General features: G+C 68.5%; 21 protein-coding genes and 4 pseudogenes. 14 read left to right on the forward strand and 11 right to left on the reverse strand.

Translation table 11 applies throughout. From position 1 onward, the window contains the following. Position 1: 1 nt before the first annotated feature. Entirely contained in the window at positions 2–406 is a 405-nt protein-coding gene (locus ACIF8T_RS35960) for a LysR family transcriptional regulator (protein WP_400041115.1), read from the reverse strand. 127 nt (positions 407–533) lie between these two features. On the opposite strand from ACIF8T_RS35960, the pseudogene ACIF8T_RS35965 reads away from it, so the two are divergent. Together ACIF8T_RS35965 and ACIF8T_RS35970 are read left to right on the forward strand one after the other, a co-directional pair. Then, positions 534–1,769 (forward strand): annotated as a pseudogene (locus tag ACIF8T_RS35965) (CaiB/BaiF CoA transferase family protein). 65 nt (positions 1,770–1,834) lie between these two features. Beyond that, positions 1,835–2,785 (forward strand): annotated as a pseudogene (locus ACIF8T_RS35970) (acyl-CoA dehydrogenase family protein); the annotation flags it as partial. A gap of 81 nt (positions 2,786–2,866) precedes the next feature. Here the strand turns inward: ACIF8T_RS35970 and ACIF8T_RS35975 are convergent. From ACIF8T_RS35975 to ACIF8T_RS36000, 6 genes and pseudogenes are all read right to left on the reverse strand, one after another. Beyond that, positions 2,867–4,147: a GDSL-type esterase/lipase family protein gene (locus tag ACIF8T_RS35975; RefSeq protein WP_400041117.1), complete on the reverse strand. Its 1,281-nt coding sequence runs from the start codon at positions 4,145–4,147 to the stop codon at positions 2,867–2,869. A gap of 98 nt (positions 4,148–4,245) precedes the next feature. Then, complete coding sequence (locus tag ACIF8T_RS35980; protein ID WP_400041169.1) at positions 4,246–4,590, reverse strand: hypothetical protein; 345 nt, start codon at positions 4,588–4,590, stop codon at positions 4,246–4,248. 160 nt (positions 4,591–4,750) lie between these two features. After that, positions 4,751–5,224 (reverse strand): annotated as a pseudogene (locus ACIF8T_RS35985) (LLM class flavin-dependent oxidoreductase); the annotation flags it as partial. Positions 5,225–5,263: 39 nt separating this feature from the next. Next, a complete protein-coding gene (locus ACIF8T_RS35990; RefSeq protein ID WP_400041119.1) occupies positions 5,264–5,590 on the reverse strand; it encodes a DUF1330 domain-containing protein in 327 nt (108 codons plus the stop codon). 25 nt (positions 5,591–5,615) lie between these two features. Then, positions 5,616–5,807 (reverse strand): ferredoxin, encoded by a 192-nt coding sequence (locus ACIF8T_RS35995; protein WP_400041121.1) that lies wholly within the window; start codon positions 5,805–5,807, stop codon positions 5,616–5,618. Beyond that, positions 5,804–7,096, reverse strand: coding sequence for a cytochrome P450 (locus ACIF8T_RS36000; RefSeq protein ID WP_400041122.1), 1,293 nt, complete (start codon positions 7,094–7,096; stop codon positions 5,804–5,806). The genes ACIF8T_RS35995 and ACIF8T_RS36000 overlap by 4 nt, the downstream gene beginning before the upstream one ends. Positions 7,097–7,364: 268 nt before the next feature. On the opposite strand from ACIF8T_RS36000, the gene ACIF8T_RS36005 reads away from it, so the two are divergent. The 11 genes and pseudogenes from ACIF8T_RS36005 to ACIF8T_RS36055 form a co-directional block, all read left to right on the forward strand. Further along, positions 7,365–8,225 carry a Rieske 2Fe-2S domain-containing protein gene (locus tag ACIF8T_RS36005; RefSeq protein WP_400041124.1) on the forward strand — a complete coding sequence of 287 codons (861 nt, stop codon included), beginning with the start codon at positions 7,365–7,367 and terminating at the stop codon, positions 8,223–8,225. A gap of 2 nt (positions 8,226–8,227) precedes the next feature. Beyond that, complete coding sequence (locus ACIF8T_RS36010; RefSeq protein ID WP_400041126.1) at positions 8,228–8,440, forward strand: SRPBCC family protein; 213 nt, start codon at positions 8,228–8,230, stop codon at positions 8,438–8,440. Between the two features lie 70 nt (positions 8,441–8,510). Then, a complete protein-coding gene (locus ACIF8T_RS36015; RefSeq protein ID WP_400041128.1) occupies positions 8,511–8,645 on the forward strand; it encodes a hypothetical protein in 135 nt (44 codons plus the stop codon). 18 nt (positions 8,646–8,663) lie between these two features. Beyond that, the gene (locus tag ACIF8T_RS36020) at positions 8,664–8,993 is read left to right on the forward strand and encodes a hypothetical protein (RefSeq protein WP_400041130.1); all 330 of its coding nucleotides are present in this window, start codon (positions 8,664–8,666) and stop codon (positions 8,991–8,993) included. Positions 8,994–9,100: 107 nt separating this feature from the next. Further along, positions 9,101–10,654, forward strand: coding sequence for an ABC transporter substrate-binding protein (locus ACIF8T_RS36025; RefSeq protein ID WP_400041132.1), 1,554 nt, complete (start codon positions 9,101–9,103; stop codon positions 10,652–10,654). A gap of 65 nt (positions 10,655–10,719) precedes the next feature. Beyond that, positions 10,720–11,661, forward strand: a complete 942-nt coding sequence (locus ACIF8T_RS36030) for an ABC transporter permease (protein ID WP_400041134.1) — start codon at positions 10,720–10,722, stop codon at positions 11,659–11,661. Further along, positions 11,658–13,427, forward strand: coding sequence for an ATP-binding cassette domain-containing protein (locus ACIF8T_RS36035; protein WP_400041136.1), 1,770 nt, complete (start codon positions 11,658–11,660; stop codon positions 13,425–13,427). Before ACIF8T_RS36030 ends, ACIF8T_RS36035 begins: the two co-directional genes overlap by 4 nt. Positions 13,428–13,429: 2 nt before the next feature. Then, entirely contained in the window at positions 13,430–14,338 is a 909-nt protein-coding gene (locus ACIF8T_RS36040; RefSeq protein ID WP_400041138.1) for an ATP-binding cassette domain-containing protein, read from the forward strand. Positions 14,339–14,528: 190 nt separating this feature from the next. After that, positions 14,529–15,479 (forward strand): formylglycine-generating enzyme family protein, encoded by a 951-nt coding sequence (locus ACIF8T_RS36045; protein WP_400041140.1) that lies wholly within the window; start codon positions 14,529–14,531, stop codon positions 15,477–15,479. 36 nt (positions 15,480–15,515) lie between these two features. After that, positions 15,516–17,282, forward strand: a complete 1,767-nt coding sequence (locus ACIF8T_RS36050) for a sulfatase (RefSeq protein ID WP_400041142.1) — start codon at positions 15,516–15,518, stop codon at positions 17,280–17,282. 589 nt (positions 17,283–17,871) lie between these two features. Beyond that, a pseudogene (locus tag ACIF8T_RS36055) lies at positions 17,872–18,036 on the forward strand (helix-turn-helix domain-containing protein); the annotation flags it as partial. A gap of 65 nt (positions 18,037–18,101) precedes the next feature. On the opposite strand, the gene ACIF8T_RS36060 reads toward ACIF8T_RS36055, so the two are convergent. Further along, positions 18,102–18,641, reverse strand: coding sequence for a winged helix-turn-helix domain-containing protein (locus tag ACIF8T_RS36060; protein ID WP_400041144.1), 540 nt, complete (start codon positions 18,639–18,641; stop codon positions 18,102–18,104). Between the two features lie 92 nt (positions 18,642–18,733). Further along, positions 18,734–19,282, reverse strand: a complete 549-nt coding sequence (locus ACIF8T_RS36065) for a helicase associated domain-containing protein (RefSeq protein WP_400041145.1) — start codon at positions 19,280–19,282, stop codon at positions 18,734–18,736. Between the two features lie 489 nt (positions 19,283–19,771). Between ACIF8T_RS36065 and ACIF8T_RS36070 the strand changes: the two genes are divergently transcribed. Next, complete coding sequence (locus tag ACIF8T_RS36070) at positions 19,772–19,954, forward strand: hypothetical protein (protein WP_400041147.1); 183 nt, start codon at positions 19,772–19,774, stop codon at positions 19,952–19,954. A gap of 665 nt (positions 19,955–20,619) precedes the next feature. Here ACIF8T_RS36070 and ACIF8T_RS36075 read toward each other — a convergent pair. Both ACIF8T_RS36075 and ACIF8T_RS36080 read right to left on the reverse strand, forming a co-directional pair. Then, positions 20,620–21,285: a DUF3618 domain-containing protein gene (locus ACIF8T_RS36075; RefSeq protein ID WP_400041149.1), complete on the reverse strand. Its 666-nt coding sequence runs from the start codon at positions 21,283–21,285 to the stop codon at positions 20,620–20,622. Continuing rightward, on the reverse strand, positions 21,261–21,626 hold the full coding sequence (locus tag ACIF8T_RS36080) for a phage holin family protein (protein WP_400041151.1): 366 nt from the start codon (positions 21,624–21,626) through the stop codon (positions 21,261–21,263). Before ACIF8T_RS36080 ends, ACIF8T_RS36075 begins: the two co-directional genes overlap by 25 nt. Positions 21,627–21,653 lie beyond the last annotated feature (27 nt).

The following is a 21,653-nucleotide window of genomic DNA, read 5'->3' on the forward strand; positions in this document are numbered from 1 at the left end:
GTCACTGCTGCAGATGGCCCAAGTACGCGGTGACGAGACGGAGTTCCACCTCGAGGTGATCGCGGGCGACACCCGACGCGAGCGGCTCCGCCAGCAGGTCGCTGGTGCTGTCCAGGAGCCCTACGGTGGCGGCGCCCGTCACCGCGCCGGGCACCGGCTGCACTTCGGCGCGCGCCCGCTCCAGTTCGCCCAGGGCCCGGCGCGCCCTGTCCACCATGATCGTGCCGGCCTCGGTGGGGCGCATGCCCTGCCGGGTCCGCTCGAACAGTGGGACCCCGAGCTCGTGCTCCAGGGTGCGGATCTGCCGGGTGACTGCGGGCTGCACCAGGTGCAGAAGCGCGGCGGCCCGCGTGACGCTGCCGACCTCGGCCACGGTGACGAGGGCCCTGAGCTGTTTGATGTCCATCCCGTCCGTTCGCCACCCGCTTCGGGTATGCCCCCATCAAGATTCGCTATTTCCCGCGAGCGGTCATGAGCGTCGATGATGACAGCCGGACCCCACGGGCAGCCAGCCCTGTGAAGGAGGCCGTCGCATGCCTGCGACCGACCCCGTAGCACCGGACGCCGAGGATGGTGCGTCCGACCCCGCACCGCCCCTGTCCGGCATCACCGTCGTCAGCCTCGAACAGGCCGTAGCGGCACCGTTCGCCACGCGTCAACTGGCCGACCTCGGCGCCCGCGTCATCAAGGTTGAGCGCCCGGGCGGCGGCGACTTCGCCCGCCGGTACAACACCACGGTGCACGGGGAGTCCAGCTACTTCATGTGGCTCAACCGGTCGAAGGAGCCGATCACGCTCGACCTGAAGTCCGGCCGCGGCCGGAAGGCTGTCGGCTGGCTCCTCGCCCGCGCCGACGTCTTCGTGCAGAACCTGGCTCCGGGCGCCGCCGGACGTCTGGGCCTGGGCGCCGATCTCCTCGCACAAAGGTTCCCCGCCCTGGTCGCGTGCTCCGTGTCCGGTTACGGCTCCACCGGGCCCTGGGCGGACCGCAAGGCGGACGACCTGCTCGTGCAGTGCCAGACGGGTCCGGTCTCCCTGACCGGCAGCGCCGGCGAACCCGCCCGGGTCAGCATCTCCGTCGCCGACATCGCCGCCGGCATGTACGCCTACTCCGGCATCCTCACCGTTCTGTTCACTCGCGCCACCACCGGCGTCGCCCGAGCCGTCGAGGTCTCGCTGTTCGAGGCGTTGGCGGAGTAGATGCACCAGCCCGCGTATTACACCGCCTACGGCGGGAGCCAGTTGCTGAGGGTGGGCACGCGGCATGCCACCATCGCCCCGTATGGCGCCTACACCGCCCGAGACGGCAGGGACGTCCTCCTCTCGGTGCAGAACGAGCGCGAATGGGCCGCTCTGTGCGAGACGTTCCTCGAGCGTCCCAGGCTGGCGGGGGACCCCCGGTTCGCCACGGGGTCCGCCCGCGTGGCGCACCGGGACGCCCTGGACGCGATCGCGGCCGAGCGGTTCCGCATCCTGGACAGTGCCCGGGCCGCGGAATTGCTCGACGATGCGGGCATCGCCAACGCCCCGGTCAATGACGTACGGCAGTTCCTGGACCACCCGGTGCTCGCCGCGAGGGACCGCTGGAGACATCTGCCGCTGCCCGGCGGCGAGTCGATGCGCGCGCTGAGGCCCCCGGCCGACCTCTCCGGCGTCGGTCCGCGCATGGGCGCCGTGCCCGCCCTGGGCGAGCACACCGGCCCGATCCTGGGCGAACTGGGATACGGCGACGCTGAGATTGCGGTCCTGCGGGACGACGGTGTCGTCTGACCGGTCCTGTCACTGTCTCCGGCCGGGCCGGACGCGCCGTTCCACAGGAGAAGGAGGGGCACCGCATGAGCACGCTCGACATTCTGCCCGAGGACGAGCGACTCGTCGTGCGCACGGTGCGCGACTTCGTCGACAAGGACGTCAGACCTGTCGTCCGCGCACTGGAACACACCGATACCTACCCCGAGGCACAGATCGAGCGGATGAAACGCCTCGGCATCTTCGGACTCGCCGTTCCGGAGGAATACAGCGGCTCCGACTTCCAGGCCCTGCGCACCGTGGCCCGCAGGGAGCCCGGCGGGGGCTACGTGATCGACGGCGTCAAGACGTGGATCACCAACTCCCGTCGCTCACGGCTGATCGCGCTCCTGTGCAAGACCGACCCCGAGGCCGCTCCCGCGCACCGCGGCATCTTCATCCTCCTCGTCGAGCACGGTCCCGGCCTCAACGTCTCCCGTGACCTGCCGAAACTCGGGTACAAGGGTGTCGAGAGCTGTGAGCTGTCCTTCGAGGGCCACCGGGCGCCCGCCGACGCCGTTCTCGGCGCCGAGGAGGGCAAGGGCTTCGCGCAGATGATGAAGGGTCTGGAGACGGGGCGGCTCCAAATCGCCGCTCGCGCGCTCGGCGTCGGTCGCGCGGCGCTCGAGGACTCCCTGAGGTACGCCCGTGAACGTCACTCGTTCGGCAAGCCGATCTGGCGGCATCAGTCCGTCGGCAACCATCTCGCGGACATGGCGACGTCACTGACCGCGGCGCGCCAGTTGACCCTGTACGCCGCACGCGAGGCGGACGCGGGGCGCCGGGTCGACATGGAGGCGGGCATGGCCAAGCTCTTCGCCTCCGAGACGGCCATGCAGATCGCCCTGAACGCCGTCCGCGTCCACGGCGGATACGACTACTCGACCGAGTTCGACGTGGAACGCTACTTCCGCGACGCCCCCTTGATGATCGTCGGAGAGGGCACCAACGAGATCCAGCGGAACGTGATCGTGCGCCAGCTCGTCGAACGCGGAGGCTCGACACCTGACGGGAGGGACGGCGGTGGTAGCGGGTGCGGACGGACCGGCCGCCCGCACCCGCCCCGCCGACCGTCCGCCTCAGTGGCGGGCCGAGGAGGCCAGCAGCGGCAGCGAGACGGTTTCCGCCTCGGCCCGGTGGCCGGCGATGTTCACGTGGATCCCGTCGCCGACGGCGTACTTCTCGTTGATGCTGTTGGGCGCGACCGGGTCCTTGATCACATGGTCGAAGTCGATGACGCCGTCGCACTCGCCGTCACAGGCGCCCTGGTCGCGCACGTACGTGCCGACGTCCCAGCGGTACCGGTTCATCTGATCGGTGTAGATCGGCCGGGGTGTGACGGGAACGACGTAGACCTCGACACCAACCCGGCGCAGTCGTGCGAGGACGTCCCGGTAGGCGGTGACGACCTGTTCACCCGTGCAGCCGCTCTGGAGGTCGTTCGTGCCGTAGAAGAGGATCACGCCCGTGACGCCGTGCAGGGCCAGGACGTCGCGCTCGAGCCGGGCGCCGGCGTCGAGGCCCGCGAACTCCGGTGGATGGTCCGGACAGTCGGCGGAAGCGGTCGTGCCGTTGACTCCCGCGTTGGCGACGGCCAGTTGCCGGTCGGCGGGCAGCTCGCGGGTGATGCGGCGGGCGAGCACGTCGGTCCAGCGGTTCTCGGGGCTCGAGGGTGTGCAGCCGGAGCCGCAGTCGACGCTCCCGGCGCCGTCCACGACGGAGGAACCGTAGGCGACGATCGTGCCCTTGACGCGGGGGTTGCGGACGTCGACCGCACTGACCATGTAGGTGGCGTGGGTCCGCTGGGTGTAAGCTGCCCCGCCGGTGTCCCCGACGTGGTCGCCGCTGCCGGGCGCGGTGAGGTAGTTGCGGCGCCAAGAGACGCTGTGCTCTCCGGGCCGCACGGTGCCGGGGACGTGGAGACTGACGGCGAGATCCGTCTGCGGCGCGGTGGCCAGAGGGATCGGGTCGCTCCACACCTCGCCGTGGGCGGGCACGGTCACGCCGCGGTGGCCGCCGAAGGCCAGGACGCGGGTGGTGCCGGGGTGGATGGCCGGTCCGCCGTCGTCGCTGACGGCCACCGCCCCGCGGCCGATGGTGAGGGGGGTGTCGGAGAACTGGTTCTGGACGCGCACGCGCACAGCGTCACCGCCCTGACTCAGACGGGCGATCGATCGGACCGTCTGATCGGTGAGGGGCGCCGTGGCGAGGCCCTGCTGGGACTGCGCCCACACGGTGTGCCAGGCCCGGCCCCCCGGCGCGCCGCCGGAGCCGGATCCGAGGGCCGGGGCCGAAGTGGTGAGGGAGGCCAGGAGCAGGGCGGCCGCCGTCGTCGTAGCGGTCTTCGTGAGGAGGTTCACCGTGTATCCGTTCTCCTGATCGGATGTGACCGTGTCGCTGCCCGGGTGCCGCAAGCCCGGGGATCCGGGAGGCCGGGCGCGGCACCCGGGTGCCGTCGTCAGCTCGTCACGAGGTGCTGTCGTCCGGCACTCGCGAAGGCGCGCAGCTCACGGGGGACGTCGGGACCCGTGGGTGTGTAGACGGCCTCGCTGAAGCCGTATGAGGAGAGCCGCGCCAGCTGGACACCGATCCGGTCGGCGCCGCCCACCATGCGCTTGACGTCGATGTGGTCGAGGAGCCGTCGATCATGCGGGAGCAGGTGAGTGACGTGGCCCTCGAAGGCCAGCAAGTGCCGTTCGCCCTCCGGGGCGAGCGACTCCAGCTCCTCGTGCCAGACCCGGCCGCCGGGCAGTGCGTCGACGCTTTTCGCGCCCTTCGTCGCGTAGGCGTTGTGCCAGTTCACGACTCGCTACAGCCCGATCGCCTCGCGGACGCGGTCCGACGCCGGATCCTCGCCGGCGTCGAGTACGGTGCCGGACAGGATCGTCGCCGTGGGCAGGGTGGGGCGGACCGATGATTCCGTCGGCCGCCTCGGCCGCCAGGGCGGCGCCCCGCGGGCCGAACGCGCTGATCCAGAGGGGAACCTCCACCGGGCGTGGTGCCGCCAGGCCGTCCGCGTGCAGCATCCGTGCCGGGGCGCCGTCCACCACCACCGTGTCCCCGGCCAGCAGCCGTCGTACGGCGGTGACGTACCGGCCCAGACCGGCCAATGTCATCGGGCGCTGCCCCATGGCCAGACGGGACGTGGAACCGGTTCCGAAGCAGGCCCGGAACCGGCCGCCCGAGATGCGCGCCACGGTGACGATCCCGGACGCCATGGCCATCACCGACCGCTGGTTGGGAATGAGGACGGCGGTGGCCAGCCCGATCCGCGTGGTGCGCTCCGCGGCCAGGGCGAGATGGACGAAACAGTCCTCCCACAACGGTGCCGAGTCGTAGATCCACACCCGGTGGTAACCCAGCCGCTCGGTCAGAGCGGCCAGTTCGGCGAAATCGGGCCCCGGAGGAAGGCCGCAGGACAGCGTGAGGTCAGCCATGCCGGTGCCCGTCCACCGCTCGTCCGTCCGGTCCGCGCCTCACCGCGAGCCCTCCTGCCCGGTGGTCCGCGCCGACGGCTCGAATCCGGCGACGATGCCGGCGTTGGTGACCGCCGCGGCCTGCCGCAGCGGTTTGGCCTCCTGGTAGCCGGCCGACTCGTACCAGGCACGTGCCGCCTCCACCGAGGCGAACTCGACGACGGTCCGGTCGCCGTGCCACTCGTCCTCGAGGACGTGAGGGCTCGGATCGACGACCCGAACGCGGGCGCCCGCCTCGGCCATCGACGCGACGGATGCCTTGCCGTAGGCGGCCATGCCCGCCTCGTCCCTGATGGCCTCGGTCATGATGACGTGACCCTTGGGCATCGCGTCTCCTTCGTCCGTCCGGGCGTCAGCCCGTCGTCGTGATGGCGTGTTCGGGGCACAGGGCGGCGGCCCTGCGCACCGCCTGTTCGTGCTCGGCGGGGATCTCGGGCAGGAGCACCGTGGAATATCCGTCGTCGTTCAGGTCGAACACCTCCGGACAGATGCCACAGCAGACGCCGTGTCCGCGGCAGCGGTCGTCGTCGACGGTGACCTTCATCGGCCCTCGCTCTCTGCAGTGTCGAACTCCAGGTGCAGCTCGGTCAGTCCGCGCAGGATGAACGTCGGTACGTAGCTGTAGCGTCGGTTGTTTGCCGATCCGTGCGCCCGCTCGGAGATCCTGATGTCCGTCGTGCGGTCCAGCATCCGCTCGATCGCCACCCGCGCCTCGGCCCGGGCCAGCGGGGCGCCCGGGCAGCTGTGGACGCCGCGGCCGAAGGCGACGTGGCGCCGCGTGTTCGGGCGCTCGAGGTCGAAGACGGCCGGATCGGCGAACTGGCGCGGATCGCGGTTCGCGGCGCCGTTGACGAGCATCACCGTGGTGCCGGCGGGCAGGTCGACGCCGCCCACCGTCGTGGCTGTCCTCGACAGTCGGAAGTCGCCCTTGACCGGACTCTCCGTGCGCAGGGACTCCTCGATGAACACGGGGATGCGCTGACGTTCCGTGCGCAACAGCCTTTGTAGGTCCGGGCGTTCGGCGAGCGTGCGGAGCGCGGAACCGAGCAGGCGGACGGTCGTCTCCTGGCCCGCCGCGAAGAGGTTGGCGGCGACGCGCACGACGTCGGTGACCTCGGGCGTCGAGCCGTCGGGGAAGGTGGCGGTGGCCAGGCCCGTCAGCACGTCCCCCTGGGGGTGGCGGCGACGGTCCTCGATGTACCGGGTGAACTGTCCGTACAGAAACTCCAGCGGCGTGTGCTCCATCGTCTGCTCGCCGGTGCTGCCGATCCCGGGCTCGGCGGCCTCCGGGTGGTGGAGCCTGGCCCGGAACTCCGCACGGTCCTCATCGGGTACGCCGAGCAGGTCGGCGATGACGAGCAGGGTGAAAGGACCGGCGAAGCCGCTGATGAACTCGCCCCCGTCCGCCGCCAGGTACGCGTCCAGGAGCCCGTCGGCGAGGTGCCACATGGCAGCCTCGTTCTCCTTCAGGCGCTTGGGGGTGATCAGGCGCATCAGCAGGGCCCGGTGGGCGGTGTGCACGGGCGGGTCGAGCGTGGGGAGTTGGTCGCTCATCGGAAGTTCGTCGCGGTGCCGTGCGATCAGCTCGCTGACGTCGTCCCCCTTGAGGGGGACGGGGAACCCGGGAAAGGGGCCGGTGACCGAGGTGCACGACGAAAACGTGTTGTGGTCGTTGTAGATCCGCACCGCTTCCTCGTATCCCGTCACCATTACCACGCCGTGGTGGGGTTCGCGCTGGACGGGACACTGCGCGCGCAGATGCTCGAAGTAGGGGTAGGGGTCCGCGACGAGCGCCTCGTCCCGGAAGAAGTCGATCGTGTCGTAGTCCGGCATGGGATGGGGACGTCCCTTCGTCGTGCCGTGCCGAGTGCACCGGGTGCCTGCCGCCGGTCGTGGCCGTGGACAGGAGGACGATAGCTCGACTCTTGGCTGAGGAGAAGCGTGTTACCGCCAATGTACTTCAAGGCTCTCCGGTCAGATGCCCGTTTGCGTCGGCTCTCCACCTCCTCCTTGACGGTTGCTCATTTTTGAGAATATCGTTCTCGTAACCAGGGATCCGAGTTATCTCAACCCGGTGTCGTCAACTGGAGGATCCGACCCAATGGTGCACTTCAAGAAGCCCGAAGAGGGAAGCTGGATCGAGCACCTCAAGGTCGACACGGAGCCGGTCTCCTACGAGGACTCGACGTCGCCCGAGCACTACGAACTCGAGCGCGAGGCCATCTTCAAGCGGACGTGGCTCAACGTCAGCCGCGTCGAGCAGCTCCCCAGGAAGGGCAGCTACTTCACCAAGGAGCTGGACGCCGCCCGTACCTCCGTCGTCGTCGTGCGCGGCACCGACGGCGAGATGCGCGCTTTCCACAACGTGTGCCGACACCGCGGCAACAAGCTGGTGCGGAACGACTTCCCGCGCGAGGAGACCAGCGGCGTCTGCCGCCAGTTCACGTGCAAGTACCACGCCTGGCGCTACGACCTGGACGGTAAGCTCGCCTTCGTCCAGCAGGAGGGCGAGTTCTTCGACCTGGACAAGTCCGAGTACGGGCTCAAGCAGGTCAGGGCCGAGGTGTGGGAGGGGTTCGCCTTCGTCAACTTCGACGAGAACGCCGCACCGCTGCGGAAGTACCTCGGTGAGCTCGCCAAGAGCATCGAGGGCTACCCGTTCCACAAACTGACCCAGGTCCACAAGTACCGCGCCGGGATCGGCAGCAACTGGAAGCTCTTCATCGACGCGTTCGCCGAGTTCTACCACGCGCCGATCCTGCACTCCAGCCAGTACATGCCCGAGCAGGCCCGGAAGATCCAGAAGTGCGGTTACGAGGCGCTCCACTACGACATCGACGGCCCGCACAGCACGGTCTCGTCCTGGGGAGGCATCCCCCGCCGCACGACCGCGAGATGGTCAAGCCCATCGAGGCGGCGCTGCGCAGCGGCCTGTTCGGCCCGTGGGACGCGCCGGACATAGGCATGGCCACCGAGAATCTGCCGCCGGCCGTCAACCCCACCCGGGACCCGCGCTGGGGCATGGACTCCTTCGTCTTCTCCCCCAACTTCATGCTGCTGATCTGGCGGCCGAACTGGGTCCTCACCTACCACTACTGGCCGACCTCGTACAACACGCACATCTTCGAGGAGACGTGCTACTTCGTCCAGCCGAAGAACGCCTTCGAACGGCTCTAGCAGGAGTTGGCCGCCGTCTCGTAAGGAGTACGGCCTGCAGGACGGCAACACCCTGGAGACGACCCAGACGATGTTCGAGTCGAGCACCATGGACCGCTTCCCCCTGAACGACCAGGAGGTGCTCCTGCGCCACCTGCACCACTCCGCCCAGGAGTACGTCCGCGAATACCAGCGCCGCACCGCCGGCGCCCCGGCCGCGTCCTGACCCGAGGAGAACCGAATCATGGCCAGTGTCTTTCCCGAGGGCTTCGAGGCTCTGGAGCCGTTCGTCGACTGGGCGGTCCCCACGGAGAAGGCCCGCTACGCCAAGCGGATCAGCAGCACGATGGACGAGCTCGACGCGTTCTACGACGTCGCCTTCCCGCTGTTGAAGTCCGGCACGGCGCGCCTGGAGAAGATTTCCATGGAGGACATCTCCGAGCCCGACAAGCGCCTGCTGCGACTGTTCTGCTCGCGGGTGACCGCCGCCTTCTCCGTCGAGGCGTGGCGCCAGCCCAGGGTTCCCGATTCGGGAGCCTCCAGCATCGACGCGATCGTCGAACCGGCCGTCTGACCGGTCACCTGGAAGCAGCGCTGTGACTCGCCGATCCGCTCACCCGGCGGGTCGCAGACGCCTCACACCACACGCCCCTTTCCGGGCCCCGTCCCCAGGAATCTCCCATGCCCACGACGATCAGACCACCGAAACCGCGGCGGCTCTTCGCGTCCGTCACCGTGGCGGCACTACTCATGACGGCCGCCTGCTCCGGCGATGACTCGGACTCGCCCGACTCGTCGCAGAAGGCGACCAGGCTCTCGCTCTCCATCCAGGGCGCCCCCGCGTCGTTCGAGCCGACCCGCATAGACGCGGGCCAGTCGTCGTACATCTGGAGGGCGCTCTACGACACGCTGCTCCACATCGACAACGACGGCCGGCTCCAGCCGAACGCGGCGCAGCGCTACGAGTACTCCGCGGACCGGCGCACCCTCACCCTCACTCTACGCAAGGGCATGACCTTCTCGTCCGGGGCGCCGGTGAACGCGGCCGCGGTGAAGGCAACCCTGGAGCGCATCCGCGACACCCCCGGCCCCAATCAGGCGAACATCGCGGACGCGGTGGCCTCGGTGGATGCCCTCGACGACCTGACCGTCGTCGTCGAACTGAAACACCCGTCCGGCTCGCTCCTGTGGAACCTCGCGGGCGTCAACGGCGTGATCGCGGATCCGGCCACCATGACCCGGTCGAGCACAGCGACGGACCCGGTCGGATCGGGGCCCTACACCCTGGACAAGGGCGCCACCGTGAACGGTTCGGAGTACACGCTGAAGAAGCGCAAGGAGCATTGGAACGCCGACGCCTATCCGTTCGAGACCGTTCGGGTCCGCGTCATGGGCGACCGGGCTGCCGTGGTCAACGCGTTGCGCGCCGGCGAACTCAACGCGGGCAGCGTCGACCCCACCCAGGTCGGGCCGCTGAAGTCGGCGGGGCTGCGGATCAGTCCAATGAAGGCCTTCACGGTGGGCAACCTGGTGCTCGCCGACCGCGCGGGCACGTCGCTTGAGCCGCTCGGCGACGTACGGGTGCGACGGGCGATCAACATGTCCTTCGACCGCGCCAAGCTGGTCGCCGCCTTCCTCAAGGGCGTCGGCGTGCCCTCCACCCAACTGTTCAACCCCAAAGGGCAGGCGTACGACGCACAGCTGGACAAGACCTACCCCTTCGACGTCGCCGCTGCCAGGAAACTCATGGCCGAAGCCGGGTACGCGCAGGGCTTCTCCGTGAAGATGCCGAGCTTCGTCACCACCAAGCCGTTCGAGCCCGTCATCGCCCAGAGCCTCGCCGCGATCGGCATCAAGGTGACCTGGGAGGCGGTGCCGATCCAACGGCAGGCCACCACCCTCGCCGCGGCGAAGTATCCGATGTACTTCGTCATCTACGGCCTCGACACCGATGCCGTCCTGACCACCCTCTACACCACACCCGGCACCCCCACGAACCCGTTCAAGTCGTCCGACCCGAAGCTCACCGAACTGATCGACGAGGCGAACAGGGCGAGCGACCCGGCCGAGGTCGGCGCCGCCTACAAGGAGATCAACAAATTCTTCGTGGACAACGCCTGGTTTGCTCCCCTGATGGACATCGGGGTCACCTGGGTCACCGGCAAGGGAGTCAAGCACCTCGGTGACGGCTCCTCGACCGCGATCGACATCCGCAATTTCGGCACCGCCGGCTGAGACCGCTCCGGGCGGCCTCGGGGGACCGCCCGGAGCCCCGATCCGAAAGCCGAGGGACCCGACCCATGCTTCTCTACGTGGCACGCCGCCTGGTCTCCGGACTGGTGCTGGCGCTCCTGGTCACCCTGATCACCTTCCTGCTCCTCGCGCCCTCCTTCGACGCCATCGTGGGAAACCGGCTCGGCACCGGTGCCACCGCCGAGTCGATCCGGGCGATGAAGGCCCAGATGGGCCTCGATCGGCCGGTGCTCGTCCAGTACTCCGACTGGCTGGCCCACGTGGCCGCCGGAGACCTGGGCGACTCGTTCTTCACGGGCGAGAGCGTCGGGCGCACTGTCCGGCAGCACCTCGGAGTGACGGTGTCGATCGTGCTTGTCACCCTGCTGCTCTCCGTCGCGTTCAGTATCGCGCTGGGCGTGTTGGCCGCCTGGCGTGGAGGTGTCGTCGACCGCGTGGTCCAAGCTGTGTCCCTCGCCGGGCACCTCGTGCCCAACCTGCTCATCGCCATCGCGCTCGTGTACCTGTTGTCAATCCGCCTCGACGTGCTTCCCGCCACCGGCTTCACCTCTCTCACCGACAACCCCGCCGCCTGGGCCCGGTCCATTGTCATCCCGGTGACCGCACTGCTGATCGCCAGCGTGGCCGGGCTGACCGCACAGGTCCGCGGCACCATGATCGACGAACTGCGCAAGGACTACGTGCGCACGTTGCGCACCCGCGGCATACCGACGCGCTCCGTCGTCCTCCGCCACGCTCTGCGCAACGCCTCCGGGCCCGCCCTCACGGTGCTGTCCTTCGAATTCATCGCCATGCTGGGCGGCGCACTCATCATCGAGAAGGTGTTCGCCATACCGGGCTTCGGCAGCTACGCCTTCGACGCCTCCCTCCAAGGGGACGTCCCGGTCATCATGGGGATCACCCTTTTCGCCGTCCTGCTGGTCGTTCTCGTCAACCTCGCCGTCGACCTCGTGAACGGCTGGCTCAACCCGAAGGCGAGGATCCTATGACCGCCGACCTCGCCCTCACCCGGCCCCACACCCCGCGCCGCACGACGCCCCTGCGCAAGCTGCTCCGCGACCCGCAGGCGATAACCACGGCCGCCGTCCTCCTGCTGGTCGTCGTCCTCGGCCTGCTCGCGCCCCCGCTCACCCAGCACGGCCCCAACGAGGCCTCGCTCGAGCACGTTGACGCGGGCCCCGGCACCGCCGGCTACCTGCTCGGCGGCGACCGCAGCGGCCGGGACATCTGGGCCCGGCTGCTGGGCTCGATCAACACCAGTGTCGTCTCGGCATTGATCGGAACGGGCGTCGCCCTGGTCATCGGAGTCACGGCCGGTCTGGTCGGCGGATACTACGACCGCCTCAGGAACATCACCGAATGGGTGTTCAGTCTGGTCATGACCTTCCCCGGGTTGCTGCTCCTCATCGTGCTCATGCCGATGACCAAGGGCGACTACAGGGTCACCATGCTCATCTTCGGCGTGCTGCTGTCACCCAGCGTCTACCGGCTGGTGCGCAACCTCGTCCTCGGGGTGAGGAACGAGCTGTTCGTGGACGCTGCCCGGGTCTCGGGCCTGCCGGACGCGCGCATCCTGCGCCGACACGTGCTCTTCGCCGTCCGGGGCCCGGTCATCATCGCCGCCGCTTTCCTGTGCAACGCCTCCATTGGGGTCCAGGCGGGCCTGGCCTTCCTCGGCGTCGGGCCCGCCACGGTCCCCAGCTTCGGCTCCATGGTCGCCGAGGGCTTCGCCAACCTCTACATCGAGCCCTTGCAGATCGTCTGGCCGAGCCTCCTGCTCGGCGTCATGACAGTCTCCCTCGTCCTGTTCGGCAACGCGCTGCGCGACATTCTGGAAGGCGCCACCTCCGTGCCTTCCAAGAAGACCGCCCGACCGACCCCCACCCCCCGTGCCTCCACCCCGAAAGCCACGCCGCCGGGACTGCTGGTCATCGAGGACCTGACGATCGCCTACCCCACGCCCTCGGGCGAACTGAAGGAGGTGGTAAGTGGAATGCACCTGCGCCTGGATGCGGGGGAGACACTCGGCCTCGTGGGCGAGTCCGGCTCGGGGAAGACACAGACGGCCTTCGCGGTACTCGGCGTGCTGCCGCGCGAGGCGGTGGTGGCCCGCGGCTCCATCCGCCTGGACGGACGTGAACTGCTCGGCGCGACCGAGCGGGAGCTGCACCGCCTGCGCGGCCGGACCATCGGATACGTTCCACAGGAGCCCATGTCCAACCTCAACCCGTCGTTCACAGTGGGGGCCCAGCTCGTCGAGGGCCTCCGGGCGGTAACCGACGTTTCGCGTACCGAGGCTCGGGAGCGAATGCTGGCTCTGCTGGAACGCGTGGGCATCCCCGATCCGCGCCGGGCCTTCACCTCCTACCCCTACCAGATCTCCGGCGGCATGGCCCAGCGCGTGCTCATTGCCGGAGCCGTGGCGGCTGAGCCGGAACTGCTGATCGCCGACGAACCGACCACTGCCCTCGACGTCACCGTCCAGGCCGAAATCCTCGACCTGCTGCGCGATCTCCAGCAGGAGTTGCACATGGCGGTGCTGCTGGTCACTCACAACTTCGGGGTCGTTGCCGACAGCTGCCGGCGCATCGCCGTTATGCGGGAGGGCGAAGTCGTCGAAACCGGAACCTACCTGGACATCTTCCGTGCGGCCGAGCATCCCTACACCAGGATGCTGCTGGGCTCCGTCCTCGACGAGCGCACCGTGCGCACCGATCCACCGGCCACCGCATCCGGCATCCTGGCGAAGGAGTAAGGATGACCACATCCCTGTTGAAAGTGGAGGGCCTGCGCCTGACGTACCGGAGCCGCGGCCGAGGCCTGCGGGCCCGGCCGGTGGAGGTACTGCACGGGGTGTCCCTGGCCGTGGCCGATGGGGAGACACTCGGCCTGGTCGGCGAGTCCGGTTCCGGCAAGACCACCATCGGCCGGGCCGTGCTCGGCCTGGCCCGGCCGACCGCCGGCAGGATCACTTGGGACGGCCGCGACATCACTCACGCCGACCGCAGGGAACGCCGTGCCCTGGCCCGTGACATCCAAGTGGTGTTCCAGGACCCCTACAGCTCACTGAATCCGGCGCTGACCGTCGGTGACACCCTTGCCGAGCCGCTGACAGTTCAAGGCGTCAACGCGCGGGAGGCCCGCAGAAAGGTGGGCGCGCTGCTGGACCGGGTGGAGCTGCCCGCTGATGCGTCCCAGCGGCTGCCGCGCGAGTTCAGCGGCGGCCAGCGGCAGCGCGTCGCCATCGCCCGTGCTCTCGCCCCCGAGCCACGTCTGATCGTCTGCGACGAGCCCGTCTCCGCACTGGACCTGTCCACCCAAGCGAGGGTGCTGGATCTCTTCATCGACATTCAGCGCCGCACCGGAGTCGCTTACCTTTTCATCTCCCACGATCTGGCCGTCGTGCGCCACATGAGCCACCGCGTGGCCGTTCTCCACCGCGGCGAACTGGTGGAGACCGGCCCTGCCCCCGCCGTCACCTCTGCCCCTCGGCACCCCTACACCCGGCGACTCGTACTTGCGTCCCCGGTCGCGGACCCGGTCGAACAGGAGAAGCGCAGGGCCGCGCGGGTACGGCTCACCGCCTCGGTGGAAACGCCACAGACGTCCGATGGCACGGGGTCGACAGCGGCGCAGAACACAAACTTTCACCGCGGATCTCGATGACCGGGTTATGGACCAGGTCGGGAAACTGCTGGTGGGAGGAACGGCTCGGCCCAGCCCTTGGGCGGGCTGAGCCGAAAGTTTAGAGCGGCGGAAACTCATTTCCCCTTGTGCACAGGTCAGCCCCGCGTCCGACGGACACGCCGGGCGACCCGCATGACCCGTGTCCCACAAGAAACAGGAGTTGCGTCTGATGAAAGTTTCTCACCCCTCTGCCCTCTTTTGTTGCGCGCCCGGAAGCAACGAGGCGGCCCTTCGGCCGCTGACTGTGCCACTGGCCGACTACCAGGGCTCCTTGGACGGCATGATCCGCATCCCCAGTGGCGACTTTCTGATGGGCGCCGACGACGAAGAGGGGTTCCCGGCGGATGGTGAAGGCCCCGTGCGGACAGTGCAGGTCAGCACCTTCCACATCGACGCGCACGCCGTCAGCAACGACGAGTTCGCCGCGTTCGTCGACGCCACCGGCCATGTCACCGAGGCCGAACGCGTCGGTTGGTCCTATGTGTTCGCTGGTTTCCTGCCCGGCCCGCTGCGGCGCGGAGCGCCCCGCCCGGCCCGTACTCCTTGGTGGTGCGGGGTCACCGGAGCACGCTGGGACCAGCCCGAGGGCCCGGGCAGCACACTGGACCGCCGCGAGAACCACCCGGTGGTGCACATCTCCTGGAACGACGCCGCCGCGTACTGCGCCTGGGCGGGTAAGCGGCTGCCCACCGAAGCCGAGTGGGAGTACGCCGCGCGCGGCGGCTTGGAACAGAAGCGCTACCCATGGGGTGACGAACTCGACCCCGGTGGCGTATACCGCTGCAACATCTGGCGGGGCGCCTTCCCCACCAAGAACACCGCCGCGGACGGCTATCGGGGAACCGCACCCGTCGACGCCTTCGAGCCTAACGGATACGGGCTGCACAACACCTCGGGCAACGTGTGGGAATGGTGCGCCGACTGGTGGAGCACGGTCCACCCGGCCGGTACAGCAATCTACCCGAAAGGGCCGGACACCGGTCAGGAGAAGGTCATCCGCGGGGGCTCGTACCTGTGCCACCGGTCCTACTGCAACCGCTATCGCGTCGCCGCCCGCACCGCCAGCACTCCCGACGGGGGCAGCGGACACACCGGGTTCCGCTGCGCCCGGGACGCCTAAGACACACGCGACCAACAGCCGAAGGAGTACCGCGGCATGAAAGCCATCATGGTGATATTCGACAGTCTCAACCGACACATGCTGCCGCCGTACGGCTGTGACTGGACGCACGCCCCCTACTTCACACGGCTAGCTGAACGGGCCGCGACGTTCGACAACTGCTACGCGGGCTCCATGCCATGCATGCCGGCCCGACGGGAGATCCACACCGGACGTCACAATTTCCTGCACCGCAGCTGGGGGCCACTGGAACCCTTCGACGACTCGATGCCTGAGCTGCTCAAGCTCGCAGGTGTGCACACCCACCTGGCGAGCGACCATCCCCACTACTGGGAGGACGGCGGAGCGACCTACCACGGCCGTTACAGCACCTGGGAGTTTTTCCGCGGTCAGGAGGGCGACCCGTGGAAAGGGCACGTCGCCGACCCGCCCATGCCCGAGGAGGACGTCAAGGAGCTGCGCCCGGAGAACTACCGGCAGGACTGGGTAAACCGGCTGTACATGCAAACGGAGGAACGCCACTCCCAGACCCTCACCTTCGACGCGGGACTGGAGTTCATTCGCAACAACCACGAACAGGACCGCTGGTTCGTACAGATCGAGACCTTCGACCCGCACGAACCGTTCTTCAGCCACAAGCGGTACAAGGACCTCTACCCGCACGACTACGACGGCCCGCACTTCGACTGGCCTGACTACCGGCAGGTCACCGAGACCGACACACAGGTCCAACACGCCCGCCTCGAGTACGCCGCGCTGCTGTCCATGTGCGACAGGTCGCTGGGCCGCGTCCTCGACGCGATGGATGAACACGACCTCTGGCAGGACACCCTGCTGATCGTCTGCACCGACCACGGCCTACTGCTCGGCGAGAAGAACTGGTGGGGCAAGTCGGTGCAGCCCTGGTACAACGAACTGATCTACCTTCCGCTGTTCGTCTGGGACCCCCGGACAGGTGCCGCCGGCAAGCGTCACGAGGCTCTCGTGCAGACCATCGACCTGGCACCCACCCTGCTGGAGTTCTTCGGCGTGAACCGCCCCGCCGACATGCAGGGCGTCCCCCTGCCCGTCGCCTGCGACCGACCGGTCCGTGAAGCAGGAATGTTCGGCATCCACGGAGGACACGTCAACGTTACCGACGGCCGCTACGTGTACATGCGCGCACCCGTCTCCGCCGACAACACACCGTTGTACGAGTACACGTTGATGCCGACCCACATGCGCGGGCGCTTCACCGCCGAGGAACTGACCGACCTAGAACTGGCCGGACCCTTCACCTTCACCAAGGGCGTCCGCACAATCCGGACGACCGGGCGGACCTTCTTCAACCCGTACCGGTTCGGCACACTCCTCTACGACCTGCGGGCCGATCCGGAACAGCGCTCACCACTCATCGACGACGAGGTGGAACTCCGCATGGCCGACCTGCTCGTCGCCCTCATGCGCGCGAACGACGCCCCGCCGAGCCAGTACGAACGCCTGGGCCTGCCCGCTGACGGTCCCGTCAGCACCGCTCACCTCTTGGTGCGCAAACAGCGCCACCAGGCGCAGCAGGCCGCCGAGCCGCTGCCCCGGCCGGATGACTTCCCCGCCGGCCGCTTCTCCCTGCGCACCCCGATCTCGGCTCTCCTGTCCGACTCCTCGGCCGTCGAAGTCCTGCGCACTCACCTCCCCACCCTCGCCCACACCGAATTCCTCCAGACGATCGGCTCGACTTCTCTGATCTCCCTCGCCGCCCTGTCCGGCGGCATGATCCCCTCAAAGACACTACGCCTACTGGCGGAGGAACTAGCCGCACTGTGAAACGGGGCAGGACGCAAAGAGGCAGCATCCGACGAAGCCCGCCAGCCACCTTGAACAGGGGATGCTGCCAGGCCACCGACCACTACCGGCTTCCCGGCCCTCGAGCCCCGAGTCGTCGGCGGTGCGCAGATCCGTCACCCGTACTGTCGGGTCCGGCAGGTCCTGTGAGGCAGCGGACATGATCGTCAAGTGCTGGTCTTCCGCGCTGGAGCGTCGCCGGTGGATGCGCGAGTGGTTGTAGTCATCCGTCATACTCGCCGCCCCGGTGCGGTTTTCCGTAGGCCGAAGCCGCCGGTGACCAGCACAGAACCGGCGCAGGCCGAGGGGGACACCTACGGCTCGTGCTTACCCGGCCGGCCGGTGTCCGCCAGCATCGAACAGTGTGGATCCCACATCCGATTGAAACCTTTAAATCACTGGAACCGTGCATGGTCGAGCCTGGTGCTCAAGATTGGAACAGCTTATCTATGTTTTACTTATTGTCACGGTGTGACTAATGTGCCGCCTGTGATTGAAAAGAATTACTGAGGTTGAACTCGTGGTGTCGTAAGGGCTGACGGGCGGCAGTCCCCTGCGGTATCACCGGGACATGCGGTATCCACAAGGGGGCGGGCTGACCACCGAACGGCAGCAGTTCCGCGAGGGGTTACGGCTTCAGGCGGCCGAGCGGTTCGCCCGGGGCGAGGCGAGTTCGGTGATCGCCAAGGACCTGCGCGTCAGCGTCCGGTCGGTGCAGCGGTGGCGGCAGGCATGGGAGGAGGACGGGCCGTATGCTCTGCGGTCGCAGGGGCCGGCCCCAGGTGCGGGCCCGGGGAGGAGTCATCGAGAATCCGGCCTCGTCCTCGAAGACGATCCAGGCACCGGACGTCGCCGCGAGTCTTTTCCCTGCGGCCACACCTCCCTCTTCCACAGCTCCACCGCATGCTCGTCGCGCTCGAGTGCTCTGCGGGCGGGTGCCTGCCAGGACCAGCCGTGCCGTTTCAGCAGCCGCCAGACCGTCGCCACCGACAGGCTCACCCGCAGACGCCGGCGGATCACCGTCTGCACCCGCGCCAGGGGCCAGCGTTCGTCTTCGAAGCCGTGAGCTGCCGGTCCTTTACCGAGTTCTTCCTCGAGCACAGCGAACTGAGCGTCTGTGACGGCCGGGGAGTTCGCCGGACCCGCCGAGCACAGGGCCTCCATGCCGCCCTCGCGCCAGGCACGACGCCAGCGTTCCACCGACCGCACACTCACCCGCAGGTTCTTCGCGATCACCGCCGTCTTCTCGCCAGCCGCGAACCTCTGCCCGGCCCGAAGCCGGATCCCCTCACCAAATGCCCGACACTCAGCGGTCAGGCCCCCGCCCTCTGGATACCTCACCTCACCGGCATACCGCAGGGATCATGAACCGTCACCACCCGATGACAACCCGAAAACCTCAGTAAGTGCATTAACTGACTTCATCAGTACGACTATGACCACCGCATGCCGATGGCGGATAGTTGCTCGATTCGCTCCGGCGACAGGGTCGCGGCCCGGCTGCGCTGATTCCCGATCCACGCCCCGAGCCGGAGTTCCCGCGCCTTTTGGTCCTCGCCGACGACGATCCGCTCGACGTGCTTCCTCGGCACGTGCAAATGGCCCTCGCGCTCGAAGAACTGCCTGGCTGTCGCCAAGTTCATCACCCATTTGCTGGCCCGCGTACGGCGCGGCTTGGGCTTCTCGTCCTCGCCGGCGGGCGCGATCCCGAGGATGTGCTCGCACATCCACTGCTGCACGGTGGTGAGGTTGTCCCAGTCGAGTCGGACCGAGCGCACCCACCGGCCGAGGTCCTCGCCCTGGTGCACGACCTTGCTGGGCTCGGCCGGCAGCGGGCCGCCGGCCTCCAGGTGGCGCCGGACCAGATGGAAGGCACGCTGCCACTCCGCCGGCCAGCTCAGGCACCACGACGGGTCGATGTCCTCCAGCCACCGCCACCAAGCCGTCAGATCACCGGCCTGCAGCCGGTAGGCCCCGGCCACCTGGTGCAGGAAAGACCAAGCAGTCTCACCCGGGACGGGAACGACCCGCAGGACTGCTTCCACACCCATTGCCTTCCCCACTGCCCGCCATCCGACTGGCGGCGCCGGCGCATGCCCGGGCGTCTGCGGCCAGGACCGGCCAGTCTGCCCCGGCCACCAGATACGTGCCGGGGCATCGGCCGTCCCGTCGCTCGCGGGAGTGGGTGAGGAAGCCTTTCCGGCGGCCGAGGTTCCTCCACCACCCACAGTGATCTCTACAGGTACGGACAAGGTGCCTTCCCACGCGGGGGTGGCGGCCCTGCGTGCGCGACCATCGTGGAGCGTTCCCCCTGCGGGGAGTCGCGGGTACACGTGGCAGTGTGCGACGGTCGGCAGACAACGAGACCGACCGGCACACCCCCTGGGCGCCGGTCTTTTGGAAAACTGGGAGTTGCCCCGCCCCGGGCACCCGGCGACGAGCGGTGGGAGCGTGTCGACTACTGCGGCTGGATGCAGCCGCGTGAATCCCATCCGGACCTGTGCGAGGACTGCCAGAGCCGGGCCGTCGCAGTACAAGCGCAGGCCGAAGTCGACGAACGCGAGCGCCAGGAGCAGGAGCGGCGCCGCCAGGAGTACGAAGCTGAGCAGGCCACGCAGAAGGCCGGCGGCTGGCTCTCCCGCTTTCGCACCTGACGCAAACAGTCTTTCGTCAACGGCGCGGGCAAGCCCAATGTGGTGCAGCCGTTCCGGGCCGTGTCCATGGCCTGCTTCTCGTCAGTCAGTCAGGCCGGTTGGGATGGGCCTGGAGTTGCTGCCAGTAGCGCCGTACGTGTTCCTCGGCTTCCTGTACGGCTGACCATGCGGCCTTGTTCGGCGCGGGTGGTGGGGTCTTGTCGGTTGCAGGGTCGGGTGCGGGTGTGGTGCGTCGCCACGGGGGGCGGGCGGTGCTGGCGCTATGGCGGTTGCGTGACGGGTGGGTGGCGGCCCATCGGGCGGCGAGGATGATGCCGATGGCTGCCGCGGCGGTCAGGGCGGGTATCGCGTGAGGAGCGGACATGGGCCGTGGGACCTTTCCGTGTGGAGAAGACCTGCAAGCAGGGGGTTCCGGTATCCACGTCACACCGGCATCCCGTCCACTTCGCATGTGAAGCCAGCCCGGCCAGGTGTTGGTCATACGGCGTGTAACGGTGGCGCCGGCTCGGTCGACGGCGGACTTGACCTCGGCGAAGATCGCACCATGAAGGGTGGCGGCGCGCAGCCTCTGTCCAGGCGCGCCCCTCACAGTCGCTGGCCGCCGGCACTACTGGTGAAGACCGTTGAAAGGGAGCTGTGGCCACCTGGGCTGGTGGCATGAGCACTCACTGTTGCCGGCTCTGATCGGTGATGTGCTGAGCGGAGTTGCGGGCCTGGCCAGCGACCGTGCCGGCCTGATCGCGGGCTTCGTTCTGGGTGGCGCGGGTGGCCTGGCCAACGGTGTCCTTCACTTCCTCGGCCGCGCTCTGTACTACCTTTTGGGCGCCTTCCTTCAGGTTCTGCGCAGACTGGACTGCGGCCTGCTTTACGGGTTCGAGGGCTTCTTGCCCCTGTTCCATCAGGCCGGAGGCGGCCTGCTGTTCGCTCTGCGAGGTCGGCAGCAGGGAGGAGGCCAGCACCCCGGTGCCGAAGGCGATCAGGCCGGCCGCCAGTGGATGCCCTTGTGTCTGTCGCATGGCCTGTTCGGGCGTCTGCCTGACCGCTTCACCGGCCTGCTGGGCCGCCTCGCGGGCGGTGCCGGTGGCCTGTCCGGCGCTTTCCTGCAGGGAACCGGCCGCTGACCGGGCATTGCTGGCGAGGCTTTGCGCGGTGTCTGCGGCGGAGCCCATGACCCGTTCCCGCAGGCCGGCGACTTTGCCCCGTACCCGGTCGGTGCGGCGGCGGACCATCTGGCGGGGGCTGGCCCGGTCAGCGAGCCGGTTGACATCGGTGGACAGGCGGTCGCGGGTGGCGTCGATGTCCGCTCTCATCTGGTCGGGTGACGTGCCCATTGGGTGTTTTCCTTCATCGTTTCGATGGTCTTCTCGGGCGTGGGGGAGACGGTGCGCATCCGGGCGCGGCCCAGCGCGTAGAGCACGGCTGCCACCACGGCCCATATGGCGGTGACGATCAGCGCAGCCCAGCCGCCGTCCATCACGTTGGCCAGGCCCAGGACGGCGGCCAAGGTCAGAAAGAGCAGGGTCATGTAGCCGGCGAACCCGGCCCCGCCGTACATGCCTGCCGCCTTACCGGCCTTGGTCGCTTCCTGCCTGACCTCAGCCTTGGCCAGCTCGACCTCCTGACGGAACAGGGTCTGGACGTCCGAGGCCACCTGAGACAGCAGCTCACCCACGGAATAGTCCCCTCCGTAGGAGCCGCC

The sequence above is a fragment of the Streptomyces sp. NPDC085946 genome (genome assembly GCF_044540485.1).
GTDB lineage: Bacteria > Actinomycetota > Actinomycetes > Streptomycetales > Streptomycetaceae > Streptomyces.

Coding starts and splice junctions, on each gene's coding strand:
- ACIF8T_RS35960 (WP_400041115.1), bottom strand. CDS start 406: ATGGACATCAAACAGCTCAGGGCCCTCGTCACCGTGGCCGAGGTCGGC.
- ACIF8T_RS35990 (WP_400041119.1), bottom strand. CDS start 5,590: ATGCCCAAGGGTCACGTCATCATGACCGAGGCCATCAGGGACGAGGCG.
- ACIF8T_RS35995 (WP_400041121.1), bottom strand. CDS start 5,807: ATGAAGGTCACCGTCGACGACGACCGCTGCCGCGGACACGGCGTCTGC.
- ACIF8T_RS36000 (WP_400041122.1), bottom strand. CDS start 7,096: ATGCCGGACTACGACACGATCGACTTCTTCCGGGACGAGGCGCTCGTC.
- ACIF8T_RS36005 (WP_400041124.1), top strand. CDS start 7,365: ATGGTGCACTTCAAGAAGCCCGAAGAGGGAAGCTGGATCGAGCACCTC.
- ACIF8T_RS36010 (WP_400041126.1), top strand. CDS start 8,228: ATGGCCACCGAGAATCTGCCGCCGGCCGTCAACCCCACCCGGGACCCG.
- ACIF8T_RS36015 (WP_400041128.1), top strand. CDS start 8,511: ATGTTCGAGTCGAGCACCATGGACCGCTTCCCCCTGAACGACCAGGAG.
- ACIF8T_RS36020 (WP_400041130.1), top strand. CDS start 8,664: ATGGCCAGTGTCTTTCCCGAGGGCTTCGAGGCTCTGGAGCCGTTCGTC.
- ACIF8T_RS36025 (WP_400041132.1), top strand. CDS start 9,101: ATGCCCACGACGATCAGACCACCGAAACCGCGGCGGCTCTTCGCGTCC.
- ACIF8T_RS36030 (WP_400041134.1), top strand. CDS start 10,720: ATGCTTCTCTACGTGGCACGCCGCCTGGTCTCCGGACTGGTGCTGGCG.
- ACIF8T_RS36035 (WP_400041136.1), top strand. CDS start 11,658: ATGACCGCCGACCTCGCCCTCACCCGGCCCCACACCCCGCGCCGCACG.
- ACIF8T_RS36040 (WP_400041138.1), top strand. CDS start 13,430: ATGACCACATCCCTGTTGAAAGTGGAGGGCCTGCGCCTGACGTACCGG.
- ACIF8T_RS36045 (WP_400041140.1), top strand. CDS start 14,529: ATGAAAGTTTCTCACCCCTCTGCCCTCTTTTGTTGCGCGCCCGGAAGC.
- ACIF8T_RS36050 (WP_400041142.1), top strand. CDS start 15,516: ATGAAAGCCATCATGGTGATATTCGACAGTCTCAACCGACACATGCTG.
- ACIF8T_RS36070 (WP_400041147.1), top strand. CDS start 19,772: ATGCAGCCGCGTGAATCCCATCCGGACCTGTGCGAGGACTGCCAGAGC.
- ACIF8T_RS36075 (WP_400041149.1), bottom strand. CDS start 21,285: ATGGGCACGTCACCCGACCAGATGAGAGCGGACATCGACGCCACCCGC.